The organism is Vibrio fortis, assembly GCF_024347475.1.
Taxonomy (GTDB): Bacteria; Pseudomonadota; Gammaproteobacteria; order Enterobacterales; family Vibrionaceae; genus Vibrio; species Vibrio fortis.
In genome coordinates this window covers 788,523-814,495 of sequence record NZ_AP025488.1, presented here as the reverse complement: position 1 = coordinate 814,495, position 25,973 = coordinate 788,523, and the positions used below count along the sequence as shown (strand labels likewise).

The window sequence follows — 25,973 nt, the reverse complement described above, 5'->3', positions numbered from 1 at the left end:
TCGTTAGAGTGAAAATGGGCTAAATTATGGTGAATGTCGAACCTAAAGTACGGGAATTCTGTATCTTTGACTAAACTGGCTTGGAGTAAGCCCTGTTAAGTTCTTAAAATATTTCACAAAGTTACTGGCATCTTCAAATCCAAAGTCGTACGCCATTTGTTGGGATGGAGTGTGACTCACCACCAAGCGGCGCTTAATCTCGATAATAGTAAACGCATCGATCATCTGTTTCGCGGTCAACCCCGTCGCCAATTTGCAAACGATATTGAGTGTCTTATAGGTGGTGTTGATCTGCTGAGCGTACCAGTTTGCATCTCTTATTTGGTGAAAGTGACTTTGCATTAATTCAAAAAAGCGTGCGAATCTAATGCTCTGCTCTTGAGTCAGTTTATCTTGCCTTATTTCAGGTCTTAATCGATGTAAAGAGAGAGCAAAGGCAGAGAACAGATACATCACGATTAAAGGCTCGCTGCCTTCTCTGTTGATTTCCTCGATCATTTGGCGAATAAAGACCAATGTTGGAGTTTGATCTTGAGCTTCTAGCTGCAACAAGGGCGAGTGCTTTTCATTGAGGTGCGTCGGCGTATAGTTTGGCAGCTTCATATTGGCATGCACTTGATCGAGAAACGCTTGGGTGAACAGTAAGATTTTCCCCTTTGGGCGATTGGAAAAATCAAAGCTATGAACCTGCTCTCTTTGCACGAAGAGAACTGAGCCTTGATCAAACGGATACTCTTCAAAATCCACCATGTGGTTTCCCGTGCCCTGTTCTATGTATATGATCCCAAAGAAGTTGATACGGTGAGCACGCTCCGGGCTATGATCGAGCCTATCTTGTTCATATAAATCGGATAGCTCCATAATCTGCAATTCGGCTTGATTCGATTGTTGATGACTAAAACCAACTTGAGGAATAGACAAAACCCACCACCTTTCTTTTTAATTCTATTTAACCGCAGAAATTCGCCTAACGGTTTTCAAAGACCACTTGATTAAAGTCGATCCAGCCATTAGTAAGAAGATCCATCGCATTCACTTTATGAGAGATTCTCATATCTTGAGCACATTGAAACAGAGGCATGTAAATCGATTTTCGAATCAATTCGCGTTCAATTCGCTGATACCCTTCAACACGCTGATTTTCATCAGGTTGAGCCAAATTATCAAACACTTGCTGCTCGAACCATAACTTTGACTGCTTATTCAGGCTAGCCGTCACAGTGTTGGTACACAACAACCACCCGAGCCATGAACTCTCTTTGTGTTCACCAAACACTTCACCAGAAACGATAATATCCGCTTTAGATTGTCGCTCTACTTGATCAAATTCAGGATATGGCAGCACAGTAAGGTTGGAATTTAAACCGTGCTGACACAGCAGTTCAGTAATACTTTCAGCGGCTTCAATATGCCCAGGCAACTGATAAGTTAACACCTCCAACGGCACCTGATTTACCGAAGACAAGTCTACTGCTTTGCCTAGTTTTAAGGGTTCACGGCTTGTCATCCCTGATGCTCGTCGATAAATCATAGTGTCTCTCACACCGTTCATCGGCAAAGATTGCAGCAACTGCTGGATGTATCGACGATGTTTTGTCAACTTCATCCATGCGTTGTTTGCACTGTTTAAACATGCGTAGATACAGCCCTCTTCCCACTGTTGTACCTGCGTGAATTCATCAGCAATATCCGGAGCCGAGCTGCCATGCACAATATCGCAGTGCATTTGAAAGTCATTTGCAGATAAGCCCATATTCCAGATCTCAACACCATCTAACCAAGGTCGATAGCCGTGATAATGAGGAGATACAGTCAGTAGAGTTCGGTAGTTGGTTTGCTCTGCCAATCGAAACGCTCCACTTCCGACTATCGAACCGTCGCTGTTCAATTTGGAAACCGACAGCGCACCATGCGCCATCAACCTTGGCAGATAGTGAGACAAACGTTTAGAGCGGATTAACAAGGTGCTCTCATCGACCACAGAAAAGTCATCAATAAGTAAGAACAGACCTCGACTCACCGAGTTTGACGAGATGATCGATTCAAAGGCAGCCTTCACATCAAATGCAGTAAGCGCTGAGCCATCCCAAAACTTAAGTGATTTGCGCAATCGAAGCTTAAGCGCATCACCAGTATGTTCCCAAGTTTGCGCTAAATCGCCTTCCAACTGGCCTGAGCCTCTATTAAAGCGAAGCAGCTTAGCGTAGAGGTAATCAGCGATATGTTGCTCGGTACGCCTTGATATTTCATAAGGTATCAAGCTGTGCGTCGCTCGATAAAATGGGATTTGGAGAATGTCTTGATCGTTATCTTGCTGTTGATATTGACTAACGAACTCAGCAATAAACTGATCACGATCTTTGTTTCTGATTAGGTTCAATGCTTGATCGGCTTTCCCCTCATTCATCCAAAACTTCGCTTGTTCGATTAATGTGGTGTGTACCGACTCTTTGAGAAGAAGCTGAGGCAAGTTACCTCTGCCAACACCCGACTTCCAATCGATTATCGACTCTTCCACCAGCCTTTTGATGACTAGCTGAGCGTTACGACGCGTGCAGTTCAACGCTTTCGTAATGTCATCCAATGAAATCGGTGTCCACTTACCTATCTCAAATTCAAAATCTCGCAAAAATACCAAAGCTAACCAATAGCGCATAAAGGTGAAATCCTAAAATTATATTTCTATTTTTCTTCATCTTTTATTTTCAAATAATAGCCGTGTTACCAAAAATAAAAAGGACATTTAGATGAATACGTTAGCCGAGTCTCATGGCTCCATCTGGAAGAATAGAACCTTCGTTACGCTGTTTAGCAGTGCTCTGTTTGTAAGCTTCGCCAGCCAAATTTACACGCTTGCATTGCCGTTATTAGTTTATGAACTCACCCAGTCTTCTGAATGGATGGGTTGGATGAGAGCTGTTGAGTTTCTGCCCAACTTATTACTGGCGTTGTTTATTGGCGTGTGGGTTGATCGCAGTGATAAAAAGCAGTGGTCGCTGACCATGTTGCTTGGTCAGGCTATGACGGTGTTTATCTCGTTCCTCGCGGTTGAGTTCCTTGCAGAGCCATTATGGGTTCTGTTTCCATGTGCGTTCTTAATGATGGCGTTTAACTACGGCTACCATAATGCGCGAATGTCGATTCAGAAAAGCGCGCTTTCCCATGAAACTCAGAATGTGGCGACAGCTCGAATAAGCTCCTTGGGTAGTTTTATGGAAACCGTTGGACCTGTGCTCTCAGGGGCCATTATGTTGCTGGCGACCATTCATAACGTCTTTATCGGCGTTGCGCTTCTGATGTTACTGGCGTTTTGGCAGCTCAAAAGACTCGACGTAAAAACACCCATCAACAAAGACAAACAAAATACTTTCAGCGCCATAAAAGAGGGATGGCACGCACTACGCAATGAACATAACATGTGGTTGATCACCCTTGCTGTCATGGTCATCAACACAACAGGTGCTGTGTTCTGGATTCAAGCAATCTACTATGCCAAAGCAGATTTAGGATTGAATGCGGTTGGCGTCAGTTACCTCATCGTCGCTTCTGGCCTTGGTGGTCTCATTGGTGCATTCAGCGCCGATAAACTACGCAAGAGATGGGGGCTGGGATGGCTTCTCATTATCTCTATAGCACTCGAATCCATCGGGTTTGTTATTCCACTGGCAGTGGAGAATCAAACAGCGCTTATTGCTGGGTTCTTTTGGGTGTCCGCGGTGGGTCTATATAGCAGCATCTGTATCTGGAGTTACCGCCAAGAAGCCTTCGATGTCAGCGTTCTAGGCCGAGTCAATGGCATTACAGGTTCATTGTTTAAGCTCTTGATGCCTTTTGGTTTAGCAGGATCAGGGTATTTAACATCACTGATTGGTATTGAGTGGCTGTTCGTCGGATGCTTTATCACACAGCTACTGACTGCGTTTTGGTTGATGACGACCAGCGTCCGTTCTATCCGTTAATCGCACAATAAGATACAAAAACGCCCAAAACGAAATTCGCTTTGGGCGTTAAACCAGTGAGTTCGCTGACAACAAGTGTTTTTATTTAAGCCGGCTTATCACAACGAACAAAAATGAAGTTTGGATTGTTTTTCAGATGATGGTAACTATCTTCATCCAATTCACGCACTCGCTCGTCCACCTCACCTTCGGTTATCCTTGAAATCACTAACCCTGATGCAGCAATCGCATTGCAGATCTCAGTAAGTGAACGACGATAAAAGCTCACCTGCACAGGTTCGCCTATGGTATTCCACTCTTCTTGAATAAACTCACGACTAAAGTAGTTACCATTAATAGAGCATTCGAAGTCAGCAAATGGGTGATGAGTTGAGAAGACCATGTAACCGCCAGGTTTAAGAACCCTTTGCACCTCTTTAAATACTGGAGTGAGGTCTTCAATGTAATGCAGCACTAAGGGGCACACAATTACATCGATGCTCTGGTCAAGTTCATAGGGAAGCCCAATTGCAAGGTCTTGAGAATACGCGTTTATCTTTGAGCCGAAACGCTCTGTCACCAAGCTAATCATCTCTTCAGACAAATCGGTACAGGTCAACTCTGCGACTGACTGTTCCATAAACCACTGAGCGTACTCACCTGGACCACAACCTAAATCGAGTACCTTTAGACCTTTCACATCATCCAATAACGATAAAGTAGACGGGCGCTCTAACAGCGCGTTGTAGATATTGTCCTTAACCACTTCGGCATACTTGCTTGCATGCTTGGTATACATTTCTGACATAACTTTACCTTTATTGAACAAAAACATGAGCCTAGCATGAAACCTGCAAACTTGTTGTCCATGACATGAAGTTTGACCAATTGCTGACTAGGCTCAGCACAATTCAATAATGGTTTGTGTTATCGATGAACTTTAAACGCTTCAATCGCACTTTGAAGGTCGGAGCTTTGCTGGCTAACGATCTCAGTTGAACGTGTATTATCTGATACACCTTCAACGTTGGTGGTTGTCGTGTCTCGAATCACCACTATGTTCTGCGCGACTTCATTACACACCATGCTCTGCTCTTCTACAGCGGCTGCAATTTGAGTGCTGCTGTCCAAGATTTTCTGCATCTCATCCATTACAGCTTCAATCTGTTGATAAGCTACTTGTGAAGATTCAACACTGACTGTGCCTTTAGTACGACAGCCTTTCATGGTCGACACAACTGCTTGAGTCTGGCTCTGAACGGAAGTGATGATGCTAGAGATCTCTTCCGTCGACGTCTGAGTTCGACTCGCGAGCGTTCTGACCTCGTCAGCTACGACTGCAAACCCACGACCTTGTTCACCAGCTCGTGCCGCTTCAATGGCAGCATTCAATGCTAGAAGGTTGGTCTGCTCAGCAATTTCGTGGATTACACCAATTACAGAGCTAATCTTTGAAGAAAGCTCTGACAGATGTTCAATTTCATTCTCAGCTGATTCCAACTCATTAGACAGCTCTGCCACCGTCTGCTTTGTGGTTTCAATTTCCACCAAGCCTTGTTGAGCAACTGTGAACCCTTTCTGTGTATTGCTTGCTGCATGCTCTGTCGTTGCCGCTACCTCTTTGATGGTTTCTCCCATCTCGGTGATCGCTGTTGCAACACTGTCCGTTTCAAGCTGTTGCTGCTGTAGTGAAAGCTCTGTCTGGTGACTGTTGGATTTAAGCTGGATAGAAACAGCACCTAGGTTCTCAACACTGCTTTGTACTTGAGTAATCAGACTCTCAATACTCACAATCAGCTTGTTGGTACCCTTGGCAATATCACCGATTTCATCGTTCGATTCCGTAGCTCGTAGCGTTAAGTCATGGTCACGCGCAACTTGGCTGGTAATCCGATTTAGATTAGAGATACTGCGTTGAATGCTGTTGATTAAACCGTAAGACAACAAAGCAAGAGCAACAACGACGATGGAAAGCGAGAACAAGATAAATTGGTTAATCGAAGACTGTGCAGAGTCGATCTCTTGTTCGAACTGCTTCTCAACACCTTTGAAGATCTTATAGATGTCGTTGTAGAGGTAGTCCGACTGAGCGATGATGCTGGTAGCTTTGGTTTCGTCAGCCCCGTAAATGGAGACCAATGATTCAAACCCTTGTTGGTATTGGGTTATTTCTTTCAGCAGCTTTGGCATGTCATCTACCACAACCTCAAGTTCAACAAGGTGGGCAAGCAAAGATTGTGAGAGAGTATTGAAATGATCATACTCCTTCGAAAACTGAGCAGACAAGCTGGTTTCTGATGAGTTCAAGAACTGAAGCTCTATCCTTTTCATCTCTTGCAGTGAAAGTTCTAAATCTTTCACTTCAATCAATGTTTTTTCTAGCTTTATTAGTTTTAAGTTACTGATTTCAGTAATCAATACAATAACGACAAGCGCACTGATCGCTAGGCCAGTCAGGCCAAATAGTTTATGTTTTATTTTCATCAAGCAATTCCAAAGCAGCAATACCGACAGAAGCATCTATTATTTGTTTTCGTCGCTTCTATAAAGACCACCTGGCCAAACTGTTACTACTTTATAAATTTCTTGTTACATTTGTTCAACCATTTAAAATTTGAATGTGTTTCATTTTTGAGAACAATGATAAATAAATGTTGATACTCCACATAACTTTCACTTTATTCGAGTTACTACTCAATTTTTAAGGTGGAAAATCAGACATTAAGTGAAACGAATTTTTTATAGATATGAATAAAAAACCACTTGAGAGTTCAAGTGGTTTGAGGAATCTAAAACGTATTTACATCTTCAGTTACTGATCGTCTAATCGGTTTTTAAACTCAAAGACTTTCTCAGCACAAACATCTACACAACGACCACAGCTGATACAGTTCTGCGACATCACTCGTCTGTCTCCTTCCTTCAAAGGCTGACGAAGTATCTCTGGCTCAGGACAAACGTAAAAACAGTCCATACACTTATCACAGTCTTCGCGGCGAACCGCTTTTACGCGAATCACACTCTTACGGCCAATCACACCATACATGGCACCTAATGGACATAAATGGCCACACCATCCGTGTTCAACAAGCAGCAAGTCGACGATAAACACCAAGGCAATAAGAATCCACCCTGCGCCCATGCCAAATACTAGCCCTCGATGCAGTGTCGCCACTGGATCAAGCCACGCCCATAAAACCGTTCCAGTAACAGCACTACCTACCAGCAGCACTCCAATTAACCAGTAACGGATTTGTGGCGACCAACGATAACTCGCTTTCAAGCCCATCTTTCTACGAAGCCAAGCAGCGGCATCGGTAACAATGTTCATTGGGCAGACCCAACCACAGAAGACGCGTGGTGCAACGATCAAATAGAAAGCAATCACTATCCCCGCGCCCGCAAGCACCGTGAACTCAGGAATATGACCCGCTGCTATTGTCTGCATCACAATCAAGGGATCGCTCAAAGGCACGGTTCCTAAAAGCAGGCTCGATGATAGATTGCCTTGCAGGATTCCCCACGTTGGGCCTGCAATAAAACAGATCATAACTGCAATTTGGCATAACCGTCTTAGAATAAGAAACCGATGTGCACGCCACCAGCCTAAAGTCTCGATCGCTTCTTTACCTGCATTTTTTGCCAGATTCTTAGCCATTATAAATTCCCCTTCTTCAAGGAGTTCAGAGACTCGAGAGCATCGGTTGGAATCACATCTTCAACTGGCGCGTTGTTTAGATCTCTGTCGACCTCTTCCCAACCTAACTGATAGTGCTCACCCAACTTACCCATGGCTAAGTTGGTCGGGATCACTTTGATCGCAGATACATCAAGAACACACGCTTGTTCACACTTACCACAACCAGTACAAGCATCAGAGTGAACGGTTGGTATCAACTTAGCATGGTAACCGGTTCGATCATTGCGAACGTGCTCTAACGTGATCGCCTTATCTATTAGAGGACAGACTCGATAGCACACATCACAACGCAAACCTCGCCAGTTGAGACAGTTCTCATGGTCGATTAATACTGCGGTACCCATACGCGCATCATCGATATCTTTAAGTAGTGGGTCTAACGCACCAGTTGGGCATTCCACCACGCAAGGTATGTCTTCACACATCTCACATGGAATATCACGAGCATTAAAATAAGGGGTGCCTGATGGCAATGGCGAAAGCAAAGTCGCTAGCTTTAAAGTGTCGTACGGACAAGCTTGAACGCATAAGCCACACCTTACACATGCTGACTCAAATGCTTCACCTTCTAAAGCGCCAGGCGGCCTCACTGGCAGCCCTGTTGTGTCTCGTGCTTTACTCTGCATAGATTGCAGTCCTAGCACTGTCGCTGCGGCTCCAACTCCAGCGGCAGTTCTGGCGGTATCGCGCAGAAAACGGCGGCGACCTTCGGAGAATTTTGGTTTTGATGACTTCATATACCACCCACTACGAGCGAAACACTAACAACTCTTGCTCGCTATTATTTGCTATCCATAGACTTCTCCTACGAACCCACTGAGTGAAAAGCTCATAGTCAATAATCTGAGGTATTTTGGATATCTATAAAGGATGGTATGAAAAAGCCATTGACTCAAATCAATGGCTTTTAATTAATACACAAAAGTAGTAGGGATATTTGTTAGCGAGATCACGCAAGCCATTCAGAAGTTAGAGAGAAAGATTAGCGCTCAATGATGAATCATCCATTACACAATCTAGGATTTGATCGCGTTTTTGTTTCTCAACACTAAGGCTAGAGCACCAAATAGCAGCTCACCAACCAAGTATAAATACATCACTAAGTTCGCCTCACCATCATTCAATAAGCCAACAATTCTTCCAAATGCCATTGCCAAAAGAACCACACCAACGAAAACCAACCCAAGATCCACATCATTTTTAAGCTTCACGATAAGAAACATCATCAGCCCAATTGCAAACTGCGCACCACCATAGGTCGCTCTAACATCTATCACAGCGGATGCTGGATTCAGCTCTACTCCTGTGATCCAATACGCCATCCCCGTGGGAATTAGAAGAAACATTCCACCATATACGATAAAGAAAATAGCGGTGGCATAAACCAGTAGTTTTGACATTTCTAATCCTTTAGTTGTCTCAATATCACTTATGTTCGACTTAAAACCTTAGTCCACTTACAACAAAATCTCACGGCTATTGGTATGTTTCTTCTCGCTTTTTTTCATCCATAGGAAAGACTAAGTTCACAACTTTAGCTAACAAGATCCCACACGCTACACCACCAGCGTTAGCCGCTAAATCCAACCACTCTCCATAGCGATTCACATAAGGTTGGAGTATTTCGATCGCTCCACTCCAAACAACAAAGAAAAGTGCAATCAACAGCCAGTTCTTTGGTCTTGCCAATGCAACAGAGAAGGTTAACGCAGCATAAGCAATAAAGTGATGTGTTTTATCTGTGCCCGGAACCGGCGGCAGGCTAGCTGCAGGAAAAAGGGAAAGTATGGTGATAGCAGCCAAGACTAACAAGGTAATTGCCAACCAATATTTTTGAACTAAGCCGATCAAACGACGCATGTTTATCCTTACTTACAAAGCACAACAACTTATAAAGCTTTGAATCATATGCATGATTGTGGTGTATCACAATGATCTAGTTTCAGTAGAGACAAAAAAAGAGCCGCTATAAAGCGGCTCTTGATTTTGAAACTATTCGAATCCGTCCAGATTACTCTTTACCGAATACGTTGTTCTCTTGCTCTTGTACGCGGATGAAAGTCGTACGCTTAGTTAGCTCTTTAAGCTTTGCTGCGCCTACGTATGTACAAGTTGAACGTACACCACCAAGGATGTCAGAGATAGTGCCGTGAACAGAACCACGGAACGGAAGTAAAACAGTTTTACCTTCAGCTGCACGGTACTTAGCAACACCACCTGAGTGCTTGTCCATAGCCGACTGAGAAGACATTCCATAGAACTTCATGAACTTCTTACCGTCTTGCTCTACTACTTCACCGCCTGACTCTTCGTGGCCAGCTAGCATACCGCCAAGCATTACGAAGTCTGCGCCGCCGCCGAATGCTTTTGCAACGTCACCTGCACATGAACAGCCACCGTCACCGATGATCATACCGCCAAGACCGTGTGCTGCGTCACCACACTCGATGATTGCCGAAAGTTGAGGGTAACCAACACCTGTTTTAACACGTGTAGTACATACAGAACCTGGGCCGATACCCACTTTAACGATGTCTGCACCCGCTAGGATTAGCTCTTCACACATGTCACCAGTTACAACGTTACCTGCAGAGATAACTTTGTTCGGGAATTCAGCACGTACCTTTTGAACGTACTCTACTAGGTGCTCTGAGTAGCCGTTTGCGATATCAATACAGATGAAGATTAGCTCTTCAGATAGCGCCATGATCTCTTTTGTTTTTTCGAAATCAGCGTCAGAAGTACCTGTTGATACGAAAACATTGTTTAGCGTCTTCTTGTCTGCTGATTTTACGAAGTCAGCCCACTGCTCTACTGTGTAGTGTTTGTGTACAGCTGTCATTACTTCGTGCTCTGCAAGAGCCGCTGCCATTTCAAAACTTGCAACAGAATCCATGTTTGCTGCAATAACAGGAGTACCAGCCCATTGACGACCGCTATGCTTGAATGTAAACTCGCGGGTTAAATTTACTTGAGAACGACTTTTTAGTGTTGAACGCTTCGGGCGAAACAGTACATCTTTAAAGCCTAACTTAAGTTCTTGTTCGATACGCATGGTGTTTTTCCTTGATTCATAAATGTATGTGTCACTCGCATGGTGCGTTGTAAAGTCGTTGGCAGACGAGTTTACTTTTCTTCGGACACAAAAAAACCGGAGCGTTGGCAGACGCTCCGGTTTTCAGCATTATAGGTCGTGATTTATTAACAGCAAGTCTGATATTTCATTTTTTTTTATGCTATCCTCCCAAAGATTCCATATCCGGATTCTCCTCTCCTTCCCTATTTTTCAGCTATTTACTTAGATATTAACGACTTAAGCGCACAGCGTGACGCAAACTCACGCAACATTTGCGCAAACGTTTCCCACCCGTCTACCACCACTTTGTCGTTTTATTCGTATTTCTGAGAGAAAAGTGTGTGGTTTAGCTCATTTTTCTATCAACAGTTTCAGCTCAAAAAGTCATAAATTTTCGATTTTTTAGTTTGAGTGTCTAAAAAAACACCGCCACGAGATAATATTGAGTGTTGCAAAGATCAAATGCTGTCACGCTGTAGACAAATGTTGCGAGCCAAACCGTCTAAAATCAGGTATAAGTTGCTTATTGAAGATGCTCTTTATTCTAAACAAGAGCGCATTGAATGGCTTACAAGGATGTTAGTTATGAAGAAAACTCTCCCTCTACTCGCGCTTCTATGTATCAGTGGCACAGCCTTAGCACAGAATGGCCCTGGCTCTTTTTATACCAATCTAGGTGCGACTGCGATTTCAGATGGTTCAGACTCTGAAACAGCCTACTTCGCTCAATTAGGCTATAACTATTACCTGTCACCTATGGTGTCGCTTGATTTCAGCTTTGGTCACACCGCGACGTTAGATAGCACTGTGACGTCAGAATCTGACGGTTTTGCTTCCAAGTACAACTCTTACAGTGCGGGATTAAAATTGGAGCAGAGTTTCGGTGGGTTTAACTTATACGGCTCAGGTGGTGCGAGCTACATCGATTCAGAAGTCACTCGTTGGGATGCCGTGAATAGCGTGTCCAAAACCACCACAGACAGCAGCATTCAACCTTATGCAAGCACAGGTATTACTTTTGCCTTGATGGGTTCACCGCTAGTTTTAGATACCGGTATTAGCTACCAATGGCTACCAAGTGGTGAAGGTGCAGCTTCTGTTTATGGCGGCGCATACTTAAATTTCTAAACGTTAATCGAATTCGCTAAAACGACGAAGGCACGCATAACCGCGTGCCTTTTTATTTAATTAGCCTGTTCCACGACACTTATTGACGAGCCACCAGCGCTTCTGCAGTAGCATCTTGAATAGAAAGGAACAGTGATGTTACTTGGCCTGTCGGAGAACGCATTGGGTTTAGCGTGACGTTCTGATACATAAAGTCAGCTTGCTGCGTTACAGGGCGTACGTTACGACACTTAAACAGATATGGACGCTGTTGCCATGTAATAAAGCTGCGACAACCGAGATCATAAACAGGTTTGGTTTTTAATCGAAACCACTCTTCCGGTATCTCTGGGAACAGCTCGAAGATCGACTTACCGATCGCATCATGTGACTGCTTACCGCTGTGGTGTGTCATAAATCCATTCCAAACTTGCACGTTGAAATCACGGTCAATCACGACAAGTCCCATGTCGACATTTTGAACCATATCAACCATCCAATGGAACTGTTCAAACTCTGCGGGTAACTGAAGCATAATTAGAACTCCTCCATTAGATAAGCAAGCTTGTTATCAAGCAGTGGCAATGATTCATCAACAAACATGAACAACAGATCACAGCGAATCGAGGTACCCTCTATGTTGTAGCTCACCTCGAAGGTCATAGTCTTTTTGAATGACCCACTAGTATTGGCGATAACAGAATCAATCGGAATATGCTGACCAAGAAGCACAGGCGAGCTTTGGAAGAAACGCACTTCCGACTGCGCACCTAATCCATTGAGGAAAGAGCCAACCAGAATATTAGACACATCCATCAGCAGCTCTAACTCTTCGAGCTCTTCACTGTCTGTTGGTACCTTCATCAGTTTCTTCAGGTCATTTACGCTGGAATCACTAAGTAAAACTAACGCCTCCCCTGCGATACCTTCACCGCTGAAGCCTTGGCATACACCCGATACCTGGTCGTTATCAGCCAGATCGCGTAATGCCATATGAAGTTCGCTGACTTCAAAGATATTCACGTTCGGCAATGGCAGGTGAACGAATACATCAAAGTGACGCGCTAACGCATCCGCAGCTCGACCAATCGCCACGTTCGCGACTTCCATGTAGATATCGCGTCTACGCAGAATAGGAAGCTCTAGCGGGGCTGGTGTCACTAATTGCGGCTGTTTTGGTGGATCGACCAACTCACGCAGGATTGCCTTAAGAGCATCTTGATCAATCGGCTTTTGTAAGAAGGCTTTTGCACCAAGGTCCATGACCTTTTGTTTGGCTTTTGGCTGAATATCGCCAGACACAACCACCACAGGAGTTGTGTTACCCAAACGTTGCATCTCTTCTAATGTTCCATAGCCATCCAACTCTGGCATGGTGAGATCAAGGAACATTAATTTAAACTGATTACTCGCTAATTCTTCGAGCGCATTCAATCCGTGCACGGCGAAAGTTATGTCCGCATTTAACGAAGGCGGCAGAGAGCGCGCCATCTGTTTGCGGGCTAAGGCAGAATCATCACATATAAGAACTGGAAACGACATTAATGTACCACCAATGATTGAAGCGAATATGAGCGAGTGTAACAGATTCTTATAGTATCAGGTACGGGGGCAATCCATTAATATGGTGATTATTGACTAGATAAATACAAGTTTTTTCAATGTTTGAGAAGTGAAGATATGCAGTCAGAAACCCTTAATAACAAAGGGTTTCTTAATAAATGCTCGAAGATTATCCAAATACCCCACCCGACCGATAAGGTTTGATAAATCCGGCGTCAAAGCTCTCAATAGAAACGAGTAACAGAACTTAGCTATAGCTGGTAACTAGGCCATAAAATGAGTAAGGCAAAGCGCAAAATCACGGCAAACACCAACAGTGCAATGCCTAATCGGTACCACTTGTATTCAGAGACACTCATAGGGATACGCTTGTAAAACATCGTAATCACCCCTTTCCAATCGGAACTGCGCTTTCCATATTGCATCACGCTCGTCAGTACAAAGAGAGCACCCAGCACCAACATCCCTTTCTCGGCCCAAAACAACCCTACTTCCATTTGTACAACCTCTTTCCTTGGATTCTCACTACAGTGTAATCAGCTTAGGCAAGGGTTTCTGTACGACGTTGGTCTAAGTGGTGTAACTGCTTAAGCCTTGATTCAGGTCACACTAGTTATCAAAGCAGACAATAATGATAACCCCTGAATATAGCTAAATGGTAATCGCCGTATAAATAGAACATAACTATATGAATAAATTACGTATTATCTATAAAGTTATATAGCTAAACAGGGTGATAACAACAAACTGCTTACAAAGTATACTGATTGTTTTTTTCTTTGCGACACGTCAATTTACACTGATTTATAAAACACTGTTTTTTATATAATGGGAATAGCATTCCAATTTCTTCTAATTCAATTAATGGAATAAATTGGAAAATATGCATTTTAACAAAACCCTATTAACAACCTCTCTGTTATCGGCGCTCACATTAAGCGGATGCGGTAGCGATAGCTCCTCACCTTCATCAGGCAATAACCCGCAAATGGGTGGTGTCGTAATCACAACGATGGACGGATACCTAAAAAACGCCCTTGTCTGTTCTGATGTCGATTCAAACGGTGTCTGTGATTCAGGTGAAGAGATCAAAACACACGACGGGCAACTTTTATTGACCGACGCAAATGGTCAACTCAACCTAGAAGGTAAGATTACGCAAGATCAACAACGCAGCATTGCAAGCTACCCTATCGTAGTTAAAGTGCTCCAACCTTATGAAGACAATTCAAACTTCGGTGTTGATTCTGGTATCTATACAGTCGACATGGATCACGAGTTCCAGCCTATGGACAAAAACATCGTGTTCCGAACTCCTGCAGGCCAAACCGTTGCTAACCCATTTACTGACCTCGTCGTCGCTGAAATGAACAAAGGCAACACACAGGAAGAAGCAGAAGTTTTGGTTGCTGAGAAGCTCAGTGGTCTCAACGGTACGGACGGTTTGGTTACCACCAACAGTGAAAGTACGATTGATCTCTATGCAGATTATGTTGCGTTGAAACACGATTCAGCCGCAACACCAGAAGAGCAGCAACTTGCAAAAGAGATGCACAAAACGGCTCAAGTGCTGACCGAAACCAAAAGTAACGCTGAAGATGAAGGTGTTGATTACGATAGCGTTGCTCTAGAAGTGACAGAACAAGCTGTCGACACAGTTAACAATGCAAGTCCTACCGAAATCGACGACCCAGATTTTAAACCAGTGATCCCTGTGAGTGAAAAAGATGGCGAGGTTGTCGTTGAACCGCCTGTGACCAACTACCAAGCCAAGGTCGATGGCGATACAGTAGACGCACTCAATGAAGAACTTTCAGAATTATCTCTAACCACTATTCACGCTTTTGAACATAGCCTCAATACAAACGTCAACAACCTATTTTCCGATAAAGACCAACAAGGCCAAACGCTAGCGGTTCGAGTTGCAAATACAGAGGCGCTTGATGAACAACATATTTCTGTCTCGATTGAAAACGGCACACTAACCCTAAAAAGTGTTAACGATGAATCAGGGCGCTCTAAAGTCACCAATGGCCAATATTCGATTGTGCTTGAAAGCGATGACATTAACTCAAAAGGTGAGATCGTAGGTAATGTTAGAACTGTGGTTTCATTAACCATTGAACCTCTGAATACTAAACCAAGCACTGACCCTGTGACTATGCGCTACATTCAGTTCGAAGTACTTGATAACTTGTCATTGACAAAGGGATTAGAAATGAACCCTGAAGTTATTGATATTTCGACGTTATTTTATGACGAAGATGGCGATGAACTAACAATCATTGCAGAAACTACGTTGGCAGGTGTAGCTTCAAATTTAAACGATGATTCAACCATCGTCACTTTGACAGGCACTCCAGAAGTTGATGGAGATGGTTTCAAACTATACATCTCGGCTATAGATGAAGACAATAACAAACTTCAAGCTCAGTTCAGACTACCAGAGGTTCAACTCCCAGCACCTCCAGTAAATAATGCACCTACGGTAGACCATGCTCGCCAAGATAGTATTCAAATTGAAGTCAACAAACTGTCTCTTCAACAAGCAGAAGTTACAGACCAACAGATCGACATCATCGACCTATTCGTAGACCAAGATAACGATGAACTAACCGTTAGCGCTACTACCAACGCGTCTGGCCTAGAGGTCAAGGTCATCGGTGATGTTATTCACTTAACAGGCACTCCTGTAGAAGCTGGTACTGGTTATAAAATTCTCTTAGAAGCAAGCGATGGCGAGCTAAGCGCAACCACAGAGCTTGAACTTCCTGAAATTTTACCTATGGCTTGGACACCTATTGATCCACCAACCAACACAGCTCCTGTTATCAACACAGATGAAAAGTCAGCACTGCAAGAACGCTTTAACGCACTGTACCTAGAACAAGATATCGAGTTATCGGCATCGACATATTCTCTGAAAGAATTGTTCACTGACGCAGAACAAGATGAGCTCAACTATCAAGCGACAACAACACTATCTGGCCTAGATGCGAACATTTCGGGTGATGTTCTGGTCTTGTCAGGCACACCATCAGAATCGGGGACAGGCTATCAAGTTACTATCGTTGCAAGCGATGGGGCTCTCGATGCGGATGTTACGCTCAACCTTCCAAAAGTAGAGCCTGCATTCGTTCCTGAGCCAACCAACACATTGGCCGCACTATTGATGGCGAAGCCTTCTTACCGCTATGGTCATAGCAACCAGAACGGAAAGACTGTCGTATATTGTTATGGTTCACAATTAAAAGCTGATGGTACTTTCGCAGAAGCAGAGCAAGAAGGGGCAAGCTGTCCAAGTGCTGATAGCTTTGTTACAGCAGGTACATGGAAAACGGCTGGTGATGATGTTCAGATGACACTCAATGGCATGACCGTGCAGATGATATTGAATGAAGATAAATCAGATAGCCACATGCCACGTCTTCACCTATTCGTAAAAGAGACGACAACGGCCATTACTAAAGCGCAAGGCGAAGGTTATGCTCTAACTGATATTGCAACCTCAGAACCCGTTACTTTCTTATACGGCCAAGAAGCAGCCACAAACTACTGGGCGGGAAACCACGCCTATGGTTATGTGAACGGAGAGCTGACCTCTATTGATGCAGAATCTAAAAGCATCCACAACAAGCGCAGCATGGAATATAACGAGCCCTTAGATGTTGATATCTGGTTCGCACAAAGCTGTGAATCTCTAGGATATGTTAAGAATGACCAACTCGGTTATGAAGGCACATACGGCTATACCAATGAAGGGCAAGCGAAATACAGCTTTGCTTTAATCAATGAGCGATTCGATGACGGTCGTTACTCAGTTAGTAACTACGACATTTTCAGTAAAATTGATAGCTATGGTACTGATGCGGACGAATGTGCAATTGATATCGATACCACTGTCACAGAAGGTATGCCGTTACTTTACGCAGGTGACAATATTGCAGTGTTTGCAAAGTCTACCGATGCAAACTTTGAAGATGTTTTATTGAGTACCTTTATCGACCGTGATTTAGAAATCGAACCAAATCAATCATTACATCTCAATGAAAATCCAGTTTATGGTTATGAGCTAGTAAAAAGAACTCAATATATTGATCAAAGCGAAGAACTCAACTCTCCAACCAGTGCCTCTTTGATAAAAATGGCTTTAGAAGGTGACACGCTATCATACGGACAAAAATGGTATTACGTACCAGAGCCAAGGCTAAGTACGGAGCACATTTGGTACCCAATCTATATGGAGAAACGCGAACTCACTGCTGTTCCATATATCGCTAGTAATGGCGAACAAATGTACCAAGCAAGTTATTACTACTACAATGACGGCGAATACAACTATCCAGGAGCAGAGTACTCAAACGAGGCGTGGTCATTATGGATGAGTGATGACAAGCTAAATCTATTACGAGCAGGAGAAGATGCTGAAGAAGATGCGACAAGCTCACCAGCATTTTACTCTGAGACTGAAGGTAAAGAGTTCATTGAAGATCTTTTCGCGAAAGAGATCAGCTTCGTTGGCACTACATGGATGAGTGAAGATGATGGGGAGACTGTCACTTATACCTACACACAAAGCGGTGCGATCATTACTTTTGGGAACGAAGTTGAAGAACTGAGCTGGGATGAATACCCAAGTGATTTACCGTGTTTGGTAGAAGACGACCATACCTGTAGCTTTGCCGAGATGAACGCAATTTACGAGTGGAACGATGTTTACGACAATGGTTGGGTGAGTAATCATCTAATCGAGTGGACATGGAATCCAAGTATCGATGCGAATGTTTTCTACAGATCAAAAGACAAACGTGAACCAGAAGCTATGGTTCGTGTCCAAGACTAGAAACAATTAGTTTGATATCTGTAAAGCCTCTACAGCAGTAGAGGCTTTTTTTGTTCTCATTAAATCAATGCGCTAATTGCGCTGAGCAACCCACGCTGCGTTGCTTTCTAATCTCAACCATGAGTTGGATAAGCAATAGGATACCCGTGACACCAAGGCCAATTCCAATGCCACCCCAAATGCCTGCAAGCTGATAGTCAGGCATTAGATACCATGCTGCTGGCAAGCCAAACACCCAGTAACCAATCGCTGTCATCACGGTTGGCATGGAAACAATCTTCATTCCACGCAGTAAGTTAATAGCCAGTAACTGCCAAGCATCAACAATAAAGCAAAGAGCAACCACCCAAATCACCGAGGTAAGTAGAGTAGACATCGCATCTGTGCCATCATCAAGCTGGAACAGCGCCGCAATTGCTTCAGGCCACGCAATAAAGACACCACACAGAACTAAACTCAATAAAGAGACAAGAATGAAGCTTTTAAGTGACGTCTTCTTAATGCCCTCAATATTGCCTGCGCCGAAGTCACGCCCGACCAAAATAGCCGCGGCTTGCGAGAAACCAAAATTGAAGTTCCAAGTAAAGCTCAAGCATTGAAGTAGAATCTGATGTAACGCGAGCGAAGCAATACTTATCGTGCCTGCCATTAAGGTGCCTCCATAGATAAGGCCATGTTCCAGAATAGCCGCTACAGCAATAGGTAAGCCCATTAATAGCAGTGGTGCCATCAATTTGAATGAGTACTCATCTAGATGAAGCCATGGCGCAAATGGTTTGAACTCATCACGCTGAAATACCCAGAACGTATAACCCATCATCACCACCAGCGCTGCAATCGCCGTCCCTAAACCTAGCCCCGTCAACCCCATGCCCAATTTGAAAGTCATGAAATAGCTGACCGGCACATTCAGAATTACCGTCGCGATAGACATAATCAAAATAGAGCGAACGTTACCAAACGCACTGGTTAAGCCACGCAACACCAGCAGTAACAATGACGGCAGCATCACCCACTTAAGAGCATGGACATATTCCATCGCGAGAGTAATGACCTCCTGCGGTTGCTTTGCCATTTCAAGGACTTGTGGTGCAAACCAGAAGCCAGACATCAATACAGCGCTCATCACAAACGAAAGCATGACCGCGCCTTTTACCGCCAAGCGGATCTGTTGGTTGCCGAACTCTGGGCGAGCGACTCGCTGACCATATGCGATTGCAATCAGGTTCGCGACACAACCTACGGTGCTACTCGCGATAAGAAAGATGAAGAAATAGATCGAAGCACCCAAGCCACCTGCAGCTAGCGCAGATACGCTAATTCGAGACATCATCCACACGTCGGTAAGAACCAATGCCATTGATATTAGTTGTGAAATGATGAGTGGGAATGCAAGCGCGAGTATTTTTTTCATGAGAGCCTCTTAAGATTTCCACAAACCCTAAGGCTTTTAAGGCTAGCCTTCAATTGATATATCTGCCACTCTAGTATTCCAAAAACTCATGCGAGCAATCTATGACCCCTTATCCAAACATGCCCTATTCACACAATGGACTCCGAGCATTTGAGTCTGTTGCTCGACTGATGAGCTTTACTCTCGCTGCGGATGAGCTCAACGTAACGCAAAGCGCCGTTAGCCGACAGGTAAAACAGTTAGAGGATGAATTAGAGGTTTCGCTTGTACGTCGCAAGCATCGCGCTATCGAACTGACTCCACAAGGCAATGAGTTATACCTTGCGCTGCGGGAGGGCTACGGCAATATTGAATCCGTATTAGCGAGTTGGAAAGAACCCAAGCAAAAAAGGATCGTGATAAAGGCTGCGTTAAGCTATGCCACTCGTGTACTGATTTCTAAAGTCAGACAACTCAATGAAAGGTATCCAGATTACGAGATCGTAATTATTCCCGTCATTGAAGAGGACGAAGCCCTTAACTATACCGATTATGATTTATTGGTCTTTCACACCCAGCTGAAAAACCACTACGACAATAAACCCGGCATTCGCGTATTGCGAGAAGAGTTTATGGCACCGGTTTGTTCGCACACCCTAGTGACCGACGATCTAGATTTAGACTCAATCCTAACATTACCAAGGTTGCACCCTACTCTTGATCATACCGACTGGAAGATGTGGCTGTCTGATGTATTGCGCCCTCCAACGACTCCTGTCAGAAACACCAGCTTCCTCTCTCTTGATTTGGCGTTAAATGCATGCCTCTCAGGACAAGGAGTGACTGTCACGGATCTACTGTTGATCATCCCCGAGCTGGAGCGTGGTTTTTTATACTGCCCGCCAAACGCAAAAATCCAACACAGCGCATGGACATATTACCTGCATCAAAATACCAAGAGTGCCGTCATCGATGATCTCATTGAGTGGCTTATTGAAGAGAATCAGAACGAGCTCGCCAAGTTGAAAAGCCTCGCTGAGCAGAATGCTTGGTATGGTGTTGTCGAGAAGTGAGTAAGGAAGACACCCACAAGCCGTTACCACTGCTCGTGATATAACTTGTGGGTGTGAGGGAATCGACCCATTCTGTCGAAGAATAAATATATTAAACCGCTGTGTTAAGCCGCTTTTTTACTTACTTCGAATCGACCGATGAGTTGTTCTAAACGGCCTAGTGCATTCCCCATGAGCGTCACGCGACGTGCCAATTGCTGAGTCGAGGTTTGCAGATCCGAAATCGAACGTTGAGCTTTATCTGCGGTGTGACCGTTCTCTTGACTGTTCTCATCCAGCTTCGACATGGTCGCAAACAATTCGGCGACGGCGGCCTGCATCTGCTCACTACGCGCACTAGAATCCACCATCAAGTTGCCTCGGCTCACGTTCTCTACGCCCTGTTCCATAGATGCGACCGCGCTACGCGATTTAGCATGTAACTCTTTCATAAGATCCCCAATGTGATTGGCCGCTTGCGAAGTGCGGTCGGCTAAGGTTCTCACTTCTGATGCCACAACAGAGAAGCCACGGCCATGTTCACCCGCCCTTGCTGATTCAATCGCAGCATTCAGTGCTAACAGGTTCGTTTGAGCTGTAATGTCGGTAATGATGTTGATGATATCTGAGACTTTACTCATCTCATTGTTCACTTCATTAACACTGGTTGCCGAACTTTCAACAATATGACGCACAGACTCCATTCCTTGCGCAGCCTGTTTGTACTCCTCTTCAGCGCTTTCGACAGCATGCTTCATCACCGTATCCATCTGGGTTGCGGAAACCGTCGCGTTAGTAATCTCACTCTGTTGATGTTGGCTCAATTCCAACATGTTATGAAGAGAATGAGAGGCATCATCACTGGCTTGATTCATCACTACGCTGCGCCTAAACATCGATTCCGATACTTGGCGAACCTCACTGCTTGCGTGAATAAGTTCACTGATAATCCCATCGAGGTTATCTATAAAACTATTGGTCCAACGCCCTAAACTGCCTAACTCATCGCTACTAAAAGTCGTTGGGTCGAGTCTGCGACTAAGATTACCGTCTCCTTCTGCAAGCGTCTGCATTACCATCGTCATCTTACTCATTTTATTGACCAAAGGTTTAGCACTGAACGCTCGAAACAAACCAAGGCTCAACAGCATACATAACGACATCAAGCCGACTTGAATTAGAGGTGACAAATCAAACAGATGGGTGAGCAAGAGTGGTAAGAAAAGAGTAAAGAGCATGCTGCCGATAAAATGTTTGGATAAGGTGTAGCTCAGGCTGCGGTCTCGATACACTTCTTCCAAGTCAGACTCACACATCATGCCGAACTTATCCGGTGAGCCGTCGAGCTGAAACGTGACGCCCTTACCAATCACAGGAATATGTCTGTAGTCGGAATAACCTGGGTACTCAACAAATACATTATTCCCGTTTTTGATCGTCTCCCTCACGCCAGGGTGTAATTGCTTGGTCGCAGGGTCTGTAAATCGAATTTCAAACTCGGTGTGATGCTGAACCTTCACCACGCCCCAATCCGTGTTAATCCCCTGCTTTAAGTTTTCACCATGAGAAAAGGTATTGTCTTCAAACCGAGAGCGAGACAGTGCAACTCCAGCCTCAATACGTGGGTCATGGTTCGATTGCACCATAAAAATATAGTTGTCCCCCGACTCACTATAAATATGCCCAGCTTCACGCTGAATAATATCGCCAATCACATCATTAGGAATTCGACCACACAAACACAGAGGCTTGCCGTCTTCGCGAGAAAATGGCACATAGAACATCAGGGTAACTTGATCATGAAAAGAAGAACTTGAAGCGCCGACGGCTAGCGTGCGTTCATCAATGTATGGCCCATGTAAGTAACGCTTTTTTAAGCCTTCAGTAAGCGCTTTAGGGTCTGTGAGGGTATATCCGACATGATTGCTGTAACTAGACGCTTGGGTTATGCCTCTTTCATCCACAACTGCCAACTCTGAGATATCTGGGCTGCGATTGAGCAGTCGCTGTAAAGTTTCAGTCGTCTGCTCCTCCGTTCTACTCGCAACATATAGCGCGGCATCCTCAAGAAAATCCCATTGGTTTTTTACCCAATTGTTGAGCAACTGTACTCGTGTCTCCGCAATACTTTCAAACGTCTGCTCTAATTCCCGAGTTCGCGTTCGATTTAGAAAACAGGCCTTTCTCATCGCAATCTTACCTGTTGCGCCAAACCATTTAAGCCAATGACGTTCCTGATCCGTAAGGTTCATCTACATTCCTTGTTTTATTTTATATCTATATAAAACAAAGCAATTTATAGACCACATACAAAAGAGGGGGATTAATTAACTTGTATGATTAATTTATATACAGTTCAAGTAATTACACTCCCAATTATGATGCAGAGCATGCTCCAAAGTGGTGCATTATTCCAAAATCCCCATAACGGAAACGCGCGAACATGATTAAAAATATGGAATATTGGTTCCATTTATAGAGGCAATTAATCTCAATTTATCGATTAACTTCACGGATATTTTATTTAGATATTTTCCGTATTGATCCAGATCAACTCATATCAATTTTCAATTGGTTAAAAAATGACTGACGTCAATTTATTGATAAGGCATTAATTTGACACTTATAAGATAATACGCGCCTTATAAAACAATAAATTCTTATAACAAATACAAGGCAGTACGTAATGAACAATCATGATGAACGAGTTCGCTTTTCAGATACGGATAGTCTTATTTCAACCACCACACCAGAAAGTAATATTACTTATTGTAATGAAGACTTTTACCATGTTGCTGGCTACAACGAACAAGAGTTGTTAGGTCAACCTCACAACCTTATTCGCCATAAAGACATGCCAAAGGCGGCATTTGCTCAGCTGTGGGAGTACATCCAATCGGGGAACAGCTGGATGGGTTTGGTGAAGAACAAGTGTAAAGATAAGGGTCATTATTGGGTCTCTGCATTTGTTACACCGATTCGTAACGCTGATGGCTCTGTCCACGAATACCAATCCGTGCGAACGCAACCAACCGACAGCCAAATTGAGCGAGCCAAAGCCCTGTATGCTCAAATGCATGCGGGAAAGGTTAAAGTGCGCAGAATGCGTTGGCTTCTCACCTCTTACGTACTGCTCGGTCTGCAAGCTGTACTAGGATTAGCACTCTTATCCGGTATCGTTCCGACAACCATAGTTGCTTTCGCTTTGCTGGCCACTGTTTTAGCTCAAGCAGGCTGTGCTGTCATGTTTAAGCAGCGTCTCTCGACGATCCATGCGTTGGCGGAAAATAACTACCATAATCCGATCATGGAAAAGCCATATACGGGCTATTGTGATGATTTATCTCCAATCGAACTCGCCATGCAGATGAAGAGCGCGGAACTACGCGCAGTTACATCTCGAGCTTCAGAAACGTCTACCGACCTGATCGATTCAGCCAAACAAGAGCTTGCGAATCGCCAAAGTATTGATCATGAGTTGGGAGAACAAGATCTCGCTACCGACGCAATGGCCGTATCTGCGGAGCAGATGTTGGCATCAATAGATGAAGTCGCCCACCAAGCCAAACAGAGCGCGGACTTCGCGATTAACGCGCAAGATCAGGCTCAGCAAGGAGCGTCTACGGTTGAAGAAGCTGCTCAAACTGTCCATGAGCTTAGCGAACACTTAACTGGCTCTAAATCCGCACTTGAGCAATTGTACAACGACGTAGATGGTATTGAAGCGATTCTGTCTATGATTCAAGGTATCGCTGAACAGACAAACCTTCTGGCGCTCAATGCAGCAATAGAAGCGGCGCGAGCAGGTGAGCAAGGGCGTGGATTCGCTGTGGTTGCTGATGAAGTTAGAGCCCTTTCTGGCAAGACAAGCTCTTCAGTTGAAGAGATTCGCTCGCGTATTGAGATCTTACAGAACACCGTAAATCAAACTGGCCGTTTTATCGAGGAAGGCATTCACTCTTCTGAAGTCTGTGTCGAGAAGTCTCAACAAAGCAGAGCCTCTTTTGAAGCGATTGTTCAAGATCTTATATCGATCAACGAGCAAAGTGCTCAAACTTCTCAAGCCATTGAAGAGCAAGTGCAAGTAACCCACGGCATCAACGACCATGTTGTTCGAGTCAAGCAAGCGATTATTGAAACGCGCGAGCTTTCTTCAACATCCGTGAGACGTGCAGAATCCCTCGCAACCCACCTACAAAGCCTAAAACGCCTGGTGAATCAGTTTAATCACTAAGGTCAAAGACGGATAAATTTAAGGCTGATGTCCACACGAACATCAGCCTTTTTTGTTTATCTGAGTGACGAGCACCCTATTTAATGACCACTAGATTAAATCTTTAATCACGTTATCGATATGAGATTGGACACTCTCTTGAGTTAATTTAGGCAGTAACAACCAAGTTTCGTGTTGTGACAAACCTAGAAAGAAATCAATCGCTTGAGAACTGCCTAAATCAACGGGAAGGTTGTTTGCAGGAGCGCCGATTAACAGCGCGATAGTGATCAGACTTGCGTAGCTATCACAAACAGGATGCGCTTCACGGTGACGCAGTTGGGAAAAAGCGTTCTTCGGATAGCGATAGCTCGGTGAATATTGTTCTATACCTCGTTCTTGCCAACTATCTCCGACGCGGCGGGCATTCGAGAAATCAATGAAAGAGACAATTCTTTGTTCCGATAACAGAATATTGGAAGGTTTGATATCTCCATGCACATATCCGCGTCTATGTAACTCTTCTAGCTCACTCAACAACTGATCAATGATGTTCGCAACCAAGGCAACATCACTGGTTTGATTGCGCTGTATGAACTCTGAAAGCGACTGTCCCTCAATGTAGTTAGTCAACAACGCAGCACGCGTACCATCTCGATAGAAGTCGAGGCAGCGCTGGGAGGATAACCCTTGACTATTGAGACGAGACAACCACAGCGCTTCTCGTTGCAACATCAAGGTATCAATCAGAGTCTCCGAGTACTTGGTTCTGACTCGCCCCAGCTCTGAATCAAAACAGAACTGATGCCGATGTGGCTCAGTAGCCCCATCGGAAACAGTCATATTTGGGGACTCTGGCATTTCAATACTTGTCAAAGACCCGAGCGATATTGTCTTATCTGTGTTTGGGTAAGTTGCGTTAAGCGTTTGACTACAAAACTTCGCTAGCCACTCTGGATGTTCAATCGTTATAGCCACGTTGGGAATCCTAAATTAGTGAATAGATCAGGCTCGAAAGGTTGTCCTATACCATCACGTTTCATCTTAAGATTCACTTCTCCATTAGTCGTACTCAAATAGTGGGTCAA

20 protein-coding genes are annotated in these 25,973 nt (G+C 44.2%); 5 read left to right on the top strand and 15 right to left on the bottom strand.

Going from position 1 to position 25,973, the window contains the following annotated elements; genetic code table 11:
• Positions 1-42 precede the first annotated feature (42 nt).
• Positions 43-921, bottom strand: a complete 879-nt coding sequence (locus OCV50_RS18180) for a helix-turn-helix domain-containing protein (protein ID WP_261905190.1) — start codon at positions 919-921, stop codon at positions 43-45.
• Positions 922-967: 46 nt separating this feature from the next.
• Positions 968-2,656: an ABC transporter substrate-binding protein gene (locus OCV50_RS18175; RefSeq protein WP_261905189.1), complete on the bottom strand. Its 1,689-nt coding sequence runs from the start codon at positions 2,654-2,656 to the stop codon at positions 968-970.
• A gap of 91 nt (positions 2,657-2,747) precedes the next feature.
• Here OCV50_RS18175 and OCV50_RS18170 point away from each other — a divergent pair, with 91 nt between their 5' ends.
• Complete coding sequence (locus OCV50_RS18170) at positions 2,748-3,959, top strand: MFS transporter (RefSeq protein ID WP_261905188.1); 1,212 nt, start codon at positions 2,748-2,750, stop codon at positions 3,957-3,959.
• A gap of 85 nt (positions 3,960-4,044) precedes the next feature.
• Here the strand turns inward: OCV50_RS18170 and OCV50_RS18165 are convergent, their stop codons facing one another.
• From OCV50_RS18165 to OCV50_RS18135, 7 genes are all read right to left on the bottom strand, one after another.
• Positions 4,045-4,746, bottom strand: a complete 702-nt coding sequence (locus OCV50_RS18165) for a class I SAM-dependent methyltransferase (protein WP_261905187.1) — start codon at positions 4,744-4,746, stop codon at positions 4,045-4,047.
• A gap of 119 nt (positions 4,747-4,865) precedes the next feature.
• Positions 4,866-6,422, bottom strand: a complete 1,557-nt coding sequence (locus OCV50_RS18160) for a methyl-accepting chemotaxis protein (RefSeq protein WP_261905186.1) — start codon at positions 6,420-6,422, stop codon at positions 4,866-4,868.
• A gap of 328 nt (positions 6,423-6,750) precedes the next feature.
• Entirely contained in the window at positions 6,751-7,596 is an 846-nt protein-coding gene (napH, locus tag OCV50_RS18155) for a quinol dehydrogenase ferredoxin subunit NapH (protein WP_261905185.1), read from the bottom strand.
• Complete coding sequence (napG, locus tag OCV50_RS18150; protein WP_150870166.1) at positions 7,596-8,375, bottom strand: ferredoxin-type protein NapG; 780 nt, start codon at positions 8,373-8,375, stop codon at positions 7,596-7,598. The genes napH and napG overlap by 1 nt, the downstream gene beginning before the upstream one ends.
• Before the next feature lie 279 nt (positions 8,376-8,654).
• Positions 8,655-9,038: a DUF4345 domain-containing protein gene (locus OCV50_RS18145; RefSeq protein WP_261905184.1), complete on the bottom strand. Its 384-nt coding sequence runs from the start codon at positions 9,036-9,038 to the stop codon at positions 8,655-8,657.
• Positions 9,039-9,114: 76 nt separating this feature from the next.
• Positions 9,115-9,498, bottom strand: a complete 384-nt coding sequence (locus OCV50_RS18140; protein ID WP_261905183.1) for a VanZ family protein — start codon at positions 9,496-9,498, stop codon at positions 9,115-9,117.
• A 151-nt stretch (positions 9,499-9,649) separates the two neighbouring features.
• Positions 9,650-10,693, bottom strand: a complete 1,044-nt coding sequence (locus tag OCV50_RS18135) for a GMP reductase (protein WP_032552837.1) — start codon at positions 10,691-10,693, stop codon at positions 9,650-9,652.
• Positions 10,694-11,299: 606 nt separating this feature from the next.
• On the opposite strand from OCV50_RS18135, the gene OCV50_RS18130 reads away from it, so the two are divergent.
• The gene (locus tag OCV50_RS18130) at positions 11,300-11,842 is read left to right on the top strand and encodes an outer membrane beta-barrel protein (protein WP_239839737.1); all 543 of its coding nucleotides are present in this window, start codon (positions 11,300-11,302) and stop codon (positions 11,840-11,842) included.
• Positions 11,843-11,921: 79 nt separating this feature from the next.
• Here the strand turns inward: OCV50_RS18130 and OCV50_RS18125 are convergent, their stop codons facing one another.
• From OCV50_RS18125 to OCV50_RS18115, 3 genes are all read right to left on the bottom strand, one after another.
• The gene (locus tag OCV50_RS18125; protein WP_032552840.1) at positions 11,922-12,356 is read right to left on the bottom strand and encodes a PAS domain-containing protein; all 435 of its coding nucleotides are present in this window, start codon (positions 12,354-12,356) and stop codon (positions 11,922-11,924) included.
• A gap of 2 nt (positions 12,357-12,358) precedes the next feature.
• Entirely contained in the window at positions 12,359-13,363 is a 1,005-nt protein-coding gene (locus OCV50_RS18120) for a response regulator (protein ID WP_261905182.1), read from the bottom strand.
• A gap of 272 nt (positions 13,364-13,635) precedes the next feature.
• On the bottom strand, positions 13,636-13,881 hold the full coding sequence (locus OCV50_RS18115) for a hypothetical protein (RefSeq protein WP_261905181.1): 246 nt from the start codon (positions 13,879-13,881) through the stop codon (positions 13,636-13,638).
• A 386-nt stretch (positions 13,882-14,267) separates the two neighbouring features.
• Here OCV50_RS18115 and OCV50_RS18110 point away from each other — a divergent pair, with 386 nt between their 5' ends.
• Entirely contained in the window at positions 14,268-18,227 is a 3,960-nt protein-coding gene (locus OCV50_RS18110; protein ID WP_261905180.1) for a hypothetical protein, read from the top strand.
• A gap of 64 nt (positions 18,228-18,291) precedes the next feature.
• On the opposite strand, the gene OCV50_RS18105 is transcribed toward OCV50_RS18110, so the two are convergent.
• Entirely contained in the window at positions 18,292-19,641 is a 1,350-nt protein-coding gene (locus OCV50_RS18105; RefSeq protein WP_261905179.1) for an MATE family efflux transporter, read from the bottom strand.
• Positions 19,642-19,742: 101 nt separating this feature from the next.
• Between OCV50_RS18105 and OCV50_RS18100 the strand changes: the two genes are divergently transcribed.
• Positions 19,743-20,693 carry a LysR family transcriptional regulator gene (locus tag OCV50_RS18100; protein ID WP_261905178.1) on the top strand — a complete coding sequence of 317 codons (951 nt, stop codon included), beginning with the start codon at positions 19,743-19,745 and terminating at the stop codon, positions 20,691-20,693.
• Between the two features lie 104 nt (positions 20,694-20,797).
• On the opposite strand, the gene OCV50_RS18095 is transcribed toward OCV50_RS18100, so the two are convergent.
• A complete protein-coding gene (locus OCV50_RS18095; protein WP_261905177.1) occupies positions 20,798-22,924 on the bottom strand; it encodes a methyl-accepting chemotaxis protein in 2,127 nt (708 codons plus the stop codon).
• Between the two features lie 434 nt (positions 22,925-23,358).
• Between OCV50_RS18095 and OCV50_RS18090 the strand changes: the two genes are divergently transcribed.
• Entirely contained in the window at positions 23,359-24,906 is a 1,548-nt protein-coding gene (locus OCV50_RS18090; RefSeq protein WP_261905176.1) for a methyl-accepting chemotaxis protein, read from the top strand.
• Positions 24,907-24,996: 90 nt separating this feature from the next.
• Here OCV50_RS18090 and OCV50_RS18085 read toward each other — a convergent pair whose 3' ends face one another.
• Complete coding sequence (locus OCV50_RS18085) at positions 24,997-25,863, bottom strand: protein kinase domain-containing protein (RefSeq protein ID WP_261905175.1); 867 nt, start codon at positions 25,861-25,863, stop codon at positions 24,997-24,999.
• Positions 25,864-25,973 lie beyond the last annotated feature (110 nt).

What these genes read in the sequence shown, in the direction of transcription:
- OCV50_RS18175 (WP_261905189.1), bottom strand. Translation starts at nt 2,656, where the DNA reads ATGCGCTATTGGTTAGCTTTGGTATTTTTGCGAGATTTTGAATTTGAG.
- OCV50_RS18170 (WP_261905188.1), top strand. Translation starts at nt 2,748, where the DNA reads ATGAATACGTTAGCCGAGTCTCATGGCTCCATCTGGAAGAATAGAACC.
- OCV50_RS18165 (WP_261905187.1), bottom strand. Translation starts at nt 4,746, where the DNA reads ATGTCAGAAATGTATACCAAGCATGCAAGCAAGTATGCCGAAGTGGTT.
- OCV50_RS18160 (WP_261905186.1), bottom strand. Translation starts at nt 6,422, where the DNA reads ATGAAAATAAAACATAAACTATTTGGCCTGACTGGCCTAGCGATCAGT.
- napH (WP_261905185.1), bottom strand. Translation starts at nt 7,596, where the DNA reads ATGGCTAAGAATCTGGCAAAAAATGCAGGTAAAGAAGCGATCGAGACT.
- napG (WP_150870166.1), bottom strand. Translation starts at nt 8,375, where the DNA reads ATGAAGTCATCAAAACCAAAATTCTCCGAAGGTCGCCGCCGTTTTCTG.
- OCV50_RS18145 (WP_261905184.1), bottom strand. Translation starts at nt 9,038, where the DNA reads ATGTCAAAACTACTGGTTTATGCCACCGCTATTTTCTTTATCGTATAT.
- OCV50_RS18140 (WP_261905183.1), bottom strand. Translation starts at nt 9,498, where the DNA reads ATGCGTCGTTTGATCGGCTTAGTTCAAAAATATTGGTTGGCAATTACC.
- OCV50_RS18135 (WP_032552837.1), bottom strand. Translation starts at nt 10,693, where the DNA reads ATGCGTATCGAACAAGAACTTAAGTTAGGCTTTAAAGATGTACTGTTT.
- OCV50_RS18130 (WP_239839737.1), top strand. Translation starts at nt 11,300, where the DNA reads ATGAAGAAAACTCTCCCTCTACTCGCGCTTCTATGTATCAGTGGCACA.
- OCV50_RS18125 (WP_032552840.1), bottom strand. Translation starts at nt 12,356, where the DNA reads ATGCTTCAGTTACCCGCAGAGTTTGAACAGTTCCATTGGATGGTTGAT.
- OCV50_RS18120 (WP_261905182.1), bottom strand. Translation starts at nt 13,363, where the DNA reads ATGTCGTTTCCAGTTCTTATATGTGATGATTCTGCCTTAGCCCGCAAA.
- OCV50_RS18115 (WP_261905181.1), bottom strand. Translation starts at nt 13,881, where the DNA reads ATGGAAGTAGGGTTGTTTTGGGCCGAGAAAGGGATGTTGGTGCTGGGT.
- OCV50_RS18110 (WP_261905180.1), top strand. Translation starts at nt 14,268, where the DNA reads ATGCATTTTAACAAAACCCTATTAACAACCTCTCTGTTATCGGCGCTC.
- OCV50_RS18105 (WP_261905179.1), bottom strand. Translation starts at nt 19,641, where the DNA reads ATGAAAAAAATACTCGCGCTTGCATTCCCACTCATCATTTCACAACTA.
- OCV50_RS18100 (WP_261905178.1), top strand. Translation starts at nt 19,743, where the DNA reads ATGACCCCTTATCCAAACATGCCCTATTCACACAATGGACTCCGAGCA.
- OCV50_RS18095 (WP_261905177.1), bottom strand. Translation starts at nt 22,924, where the DNA reads ATGAACCTTACGGATCAGGAACGTCATTGGCTTAAATGGTTTGGCGCA.
- OCV50_RS18090 (WP_261905176.1), top strand. Translation starts at nt 23,359, where the DNA reads ATGAACAATCATGATGAACGAGTTCGCTTTTCAGATACGGATAGTCTT.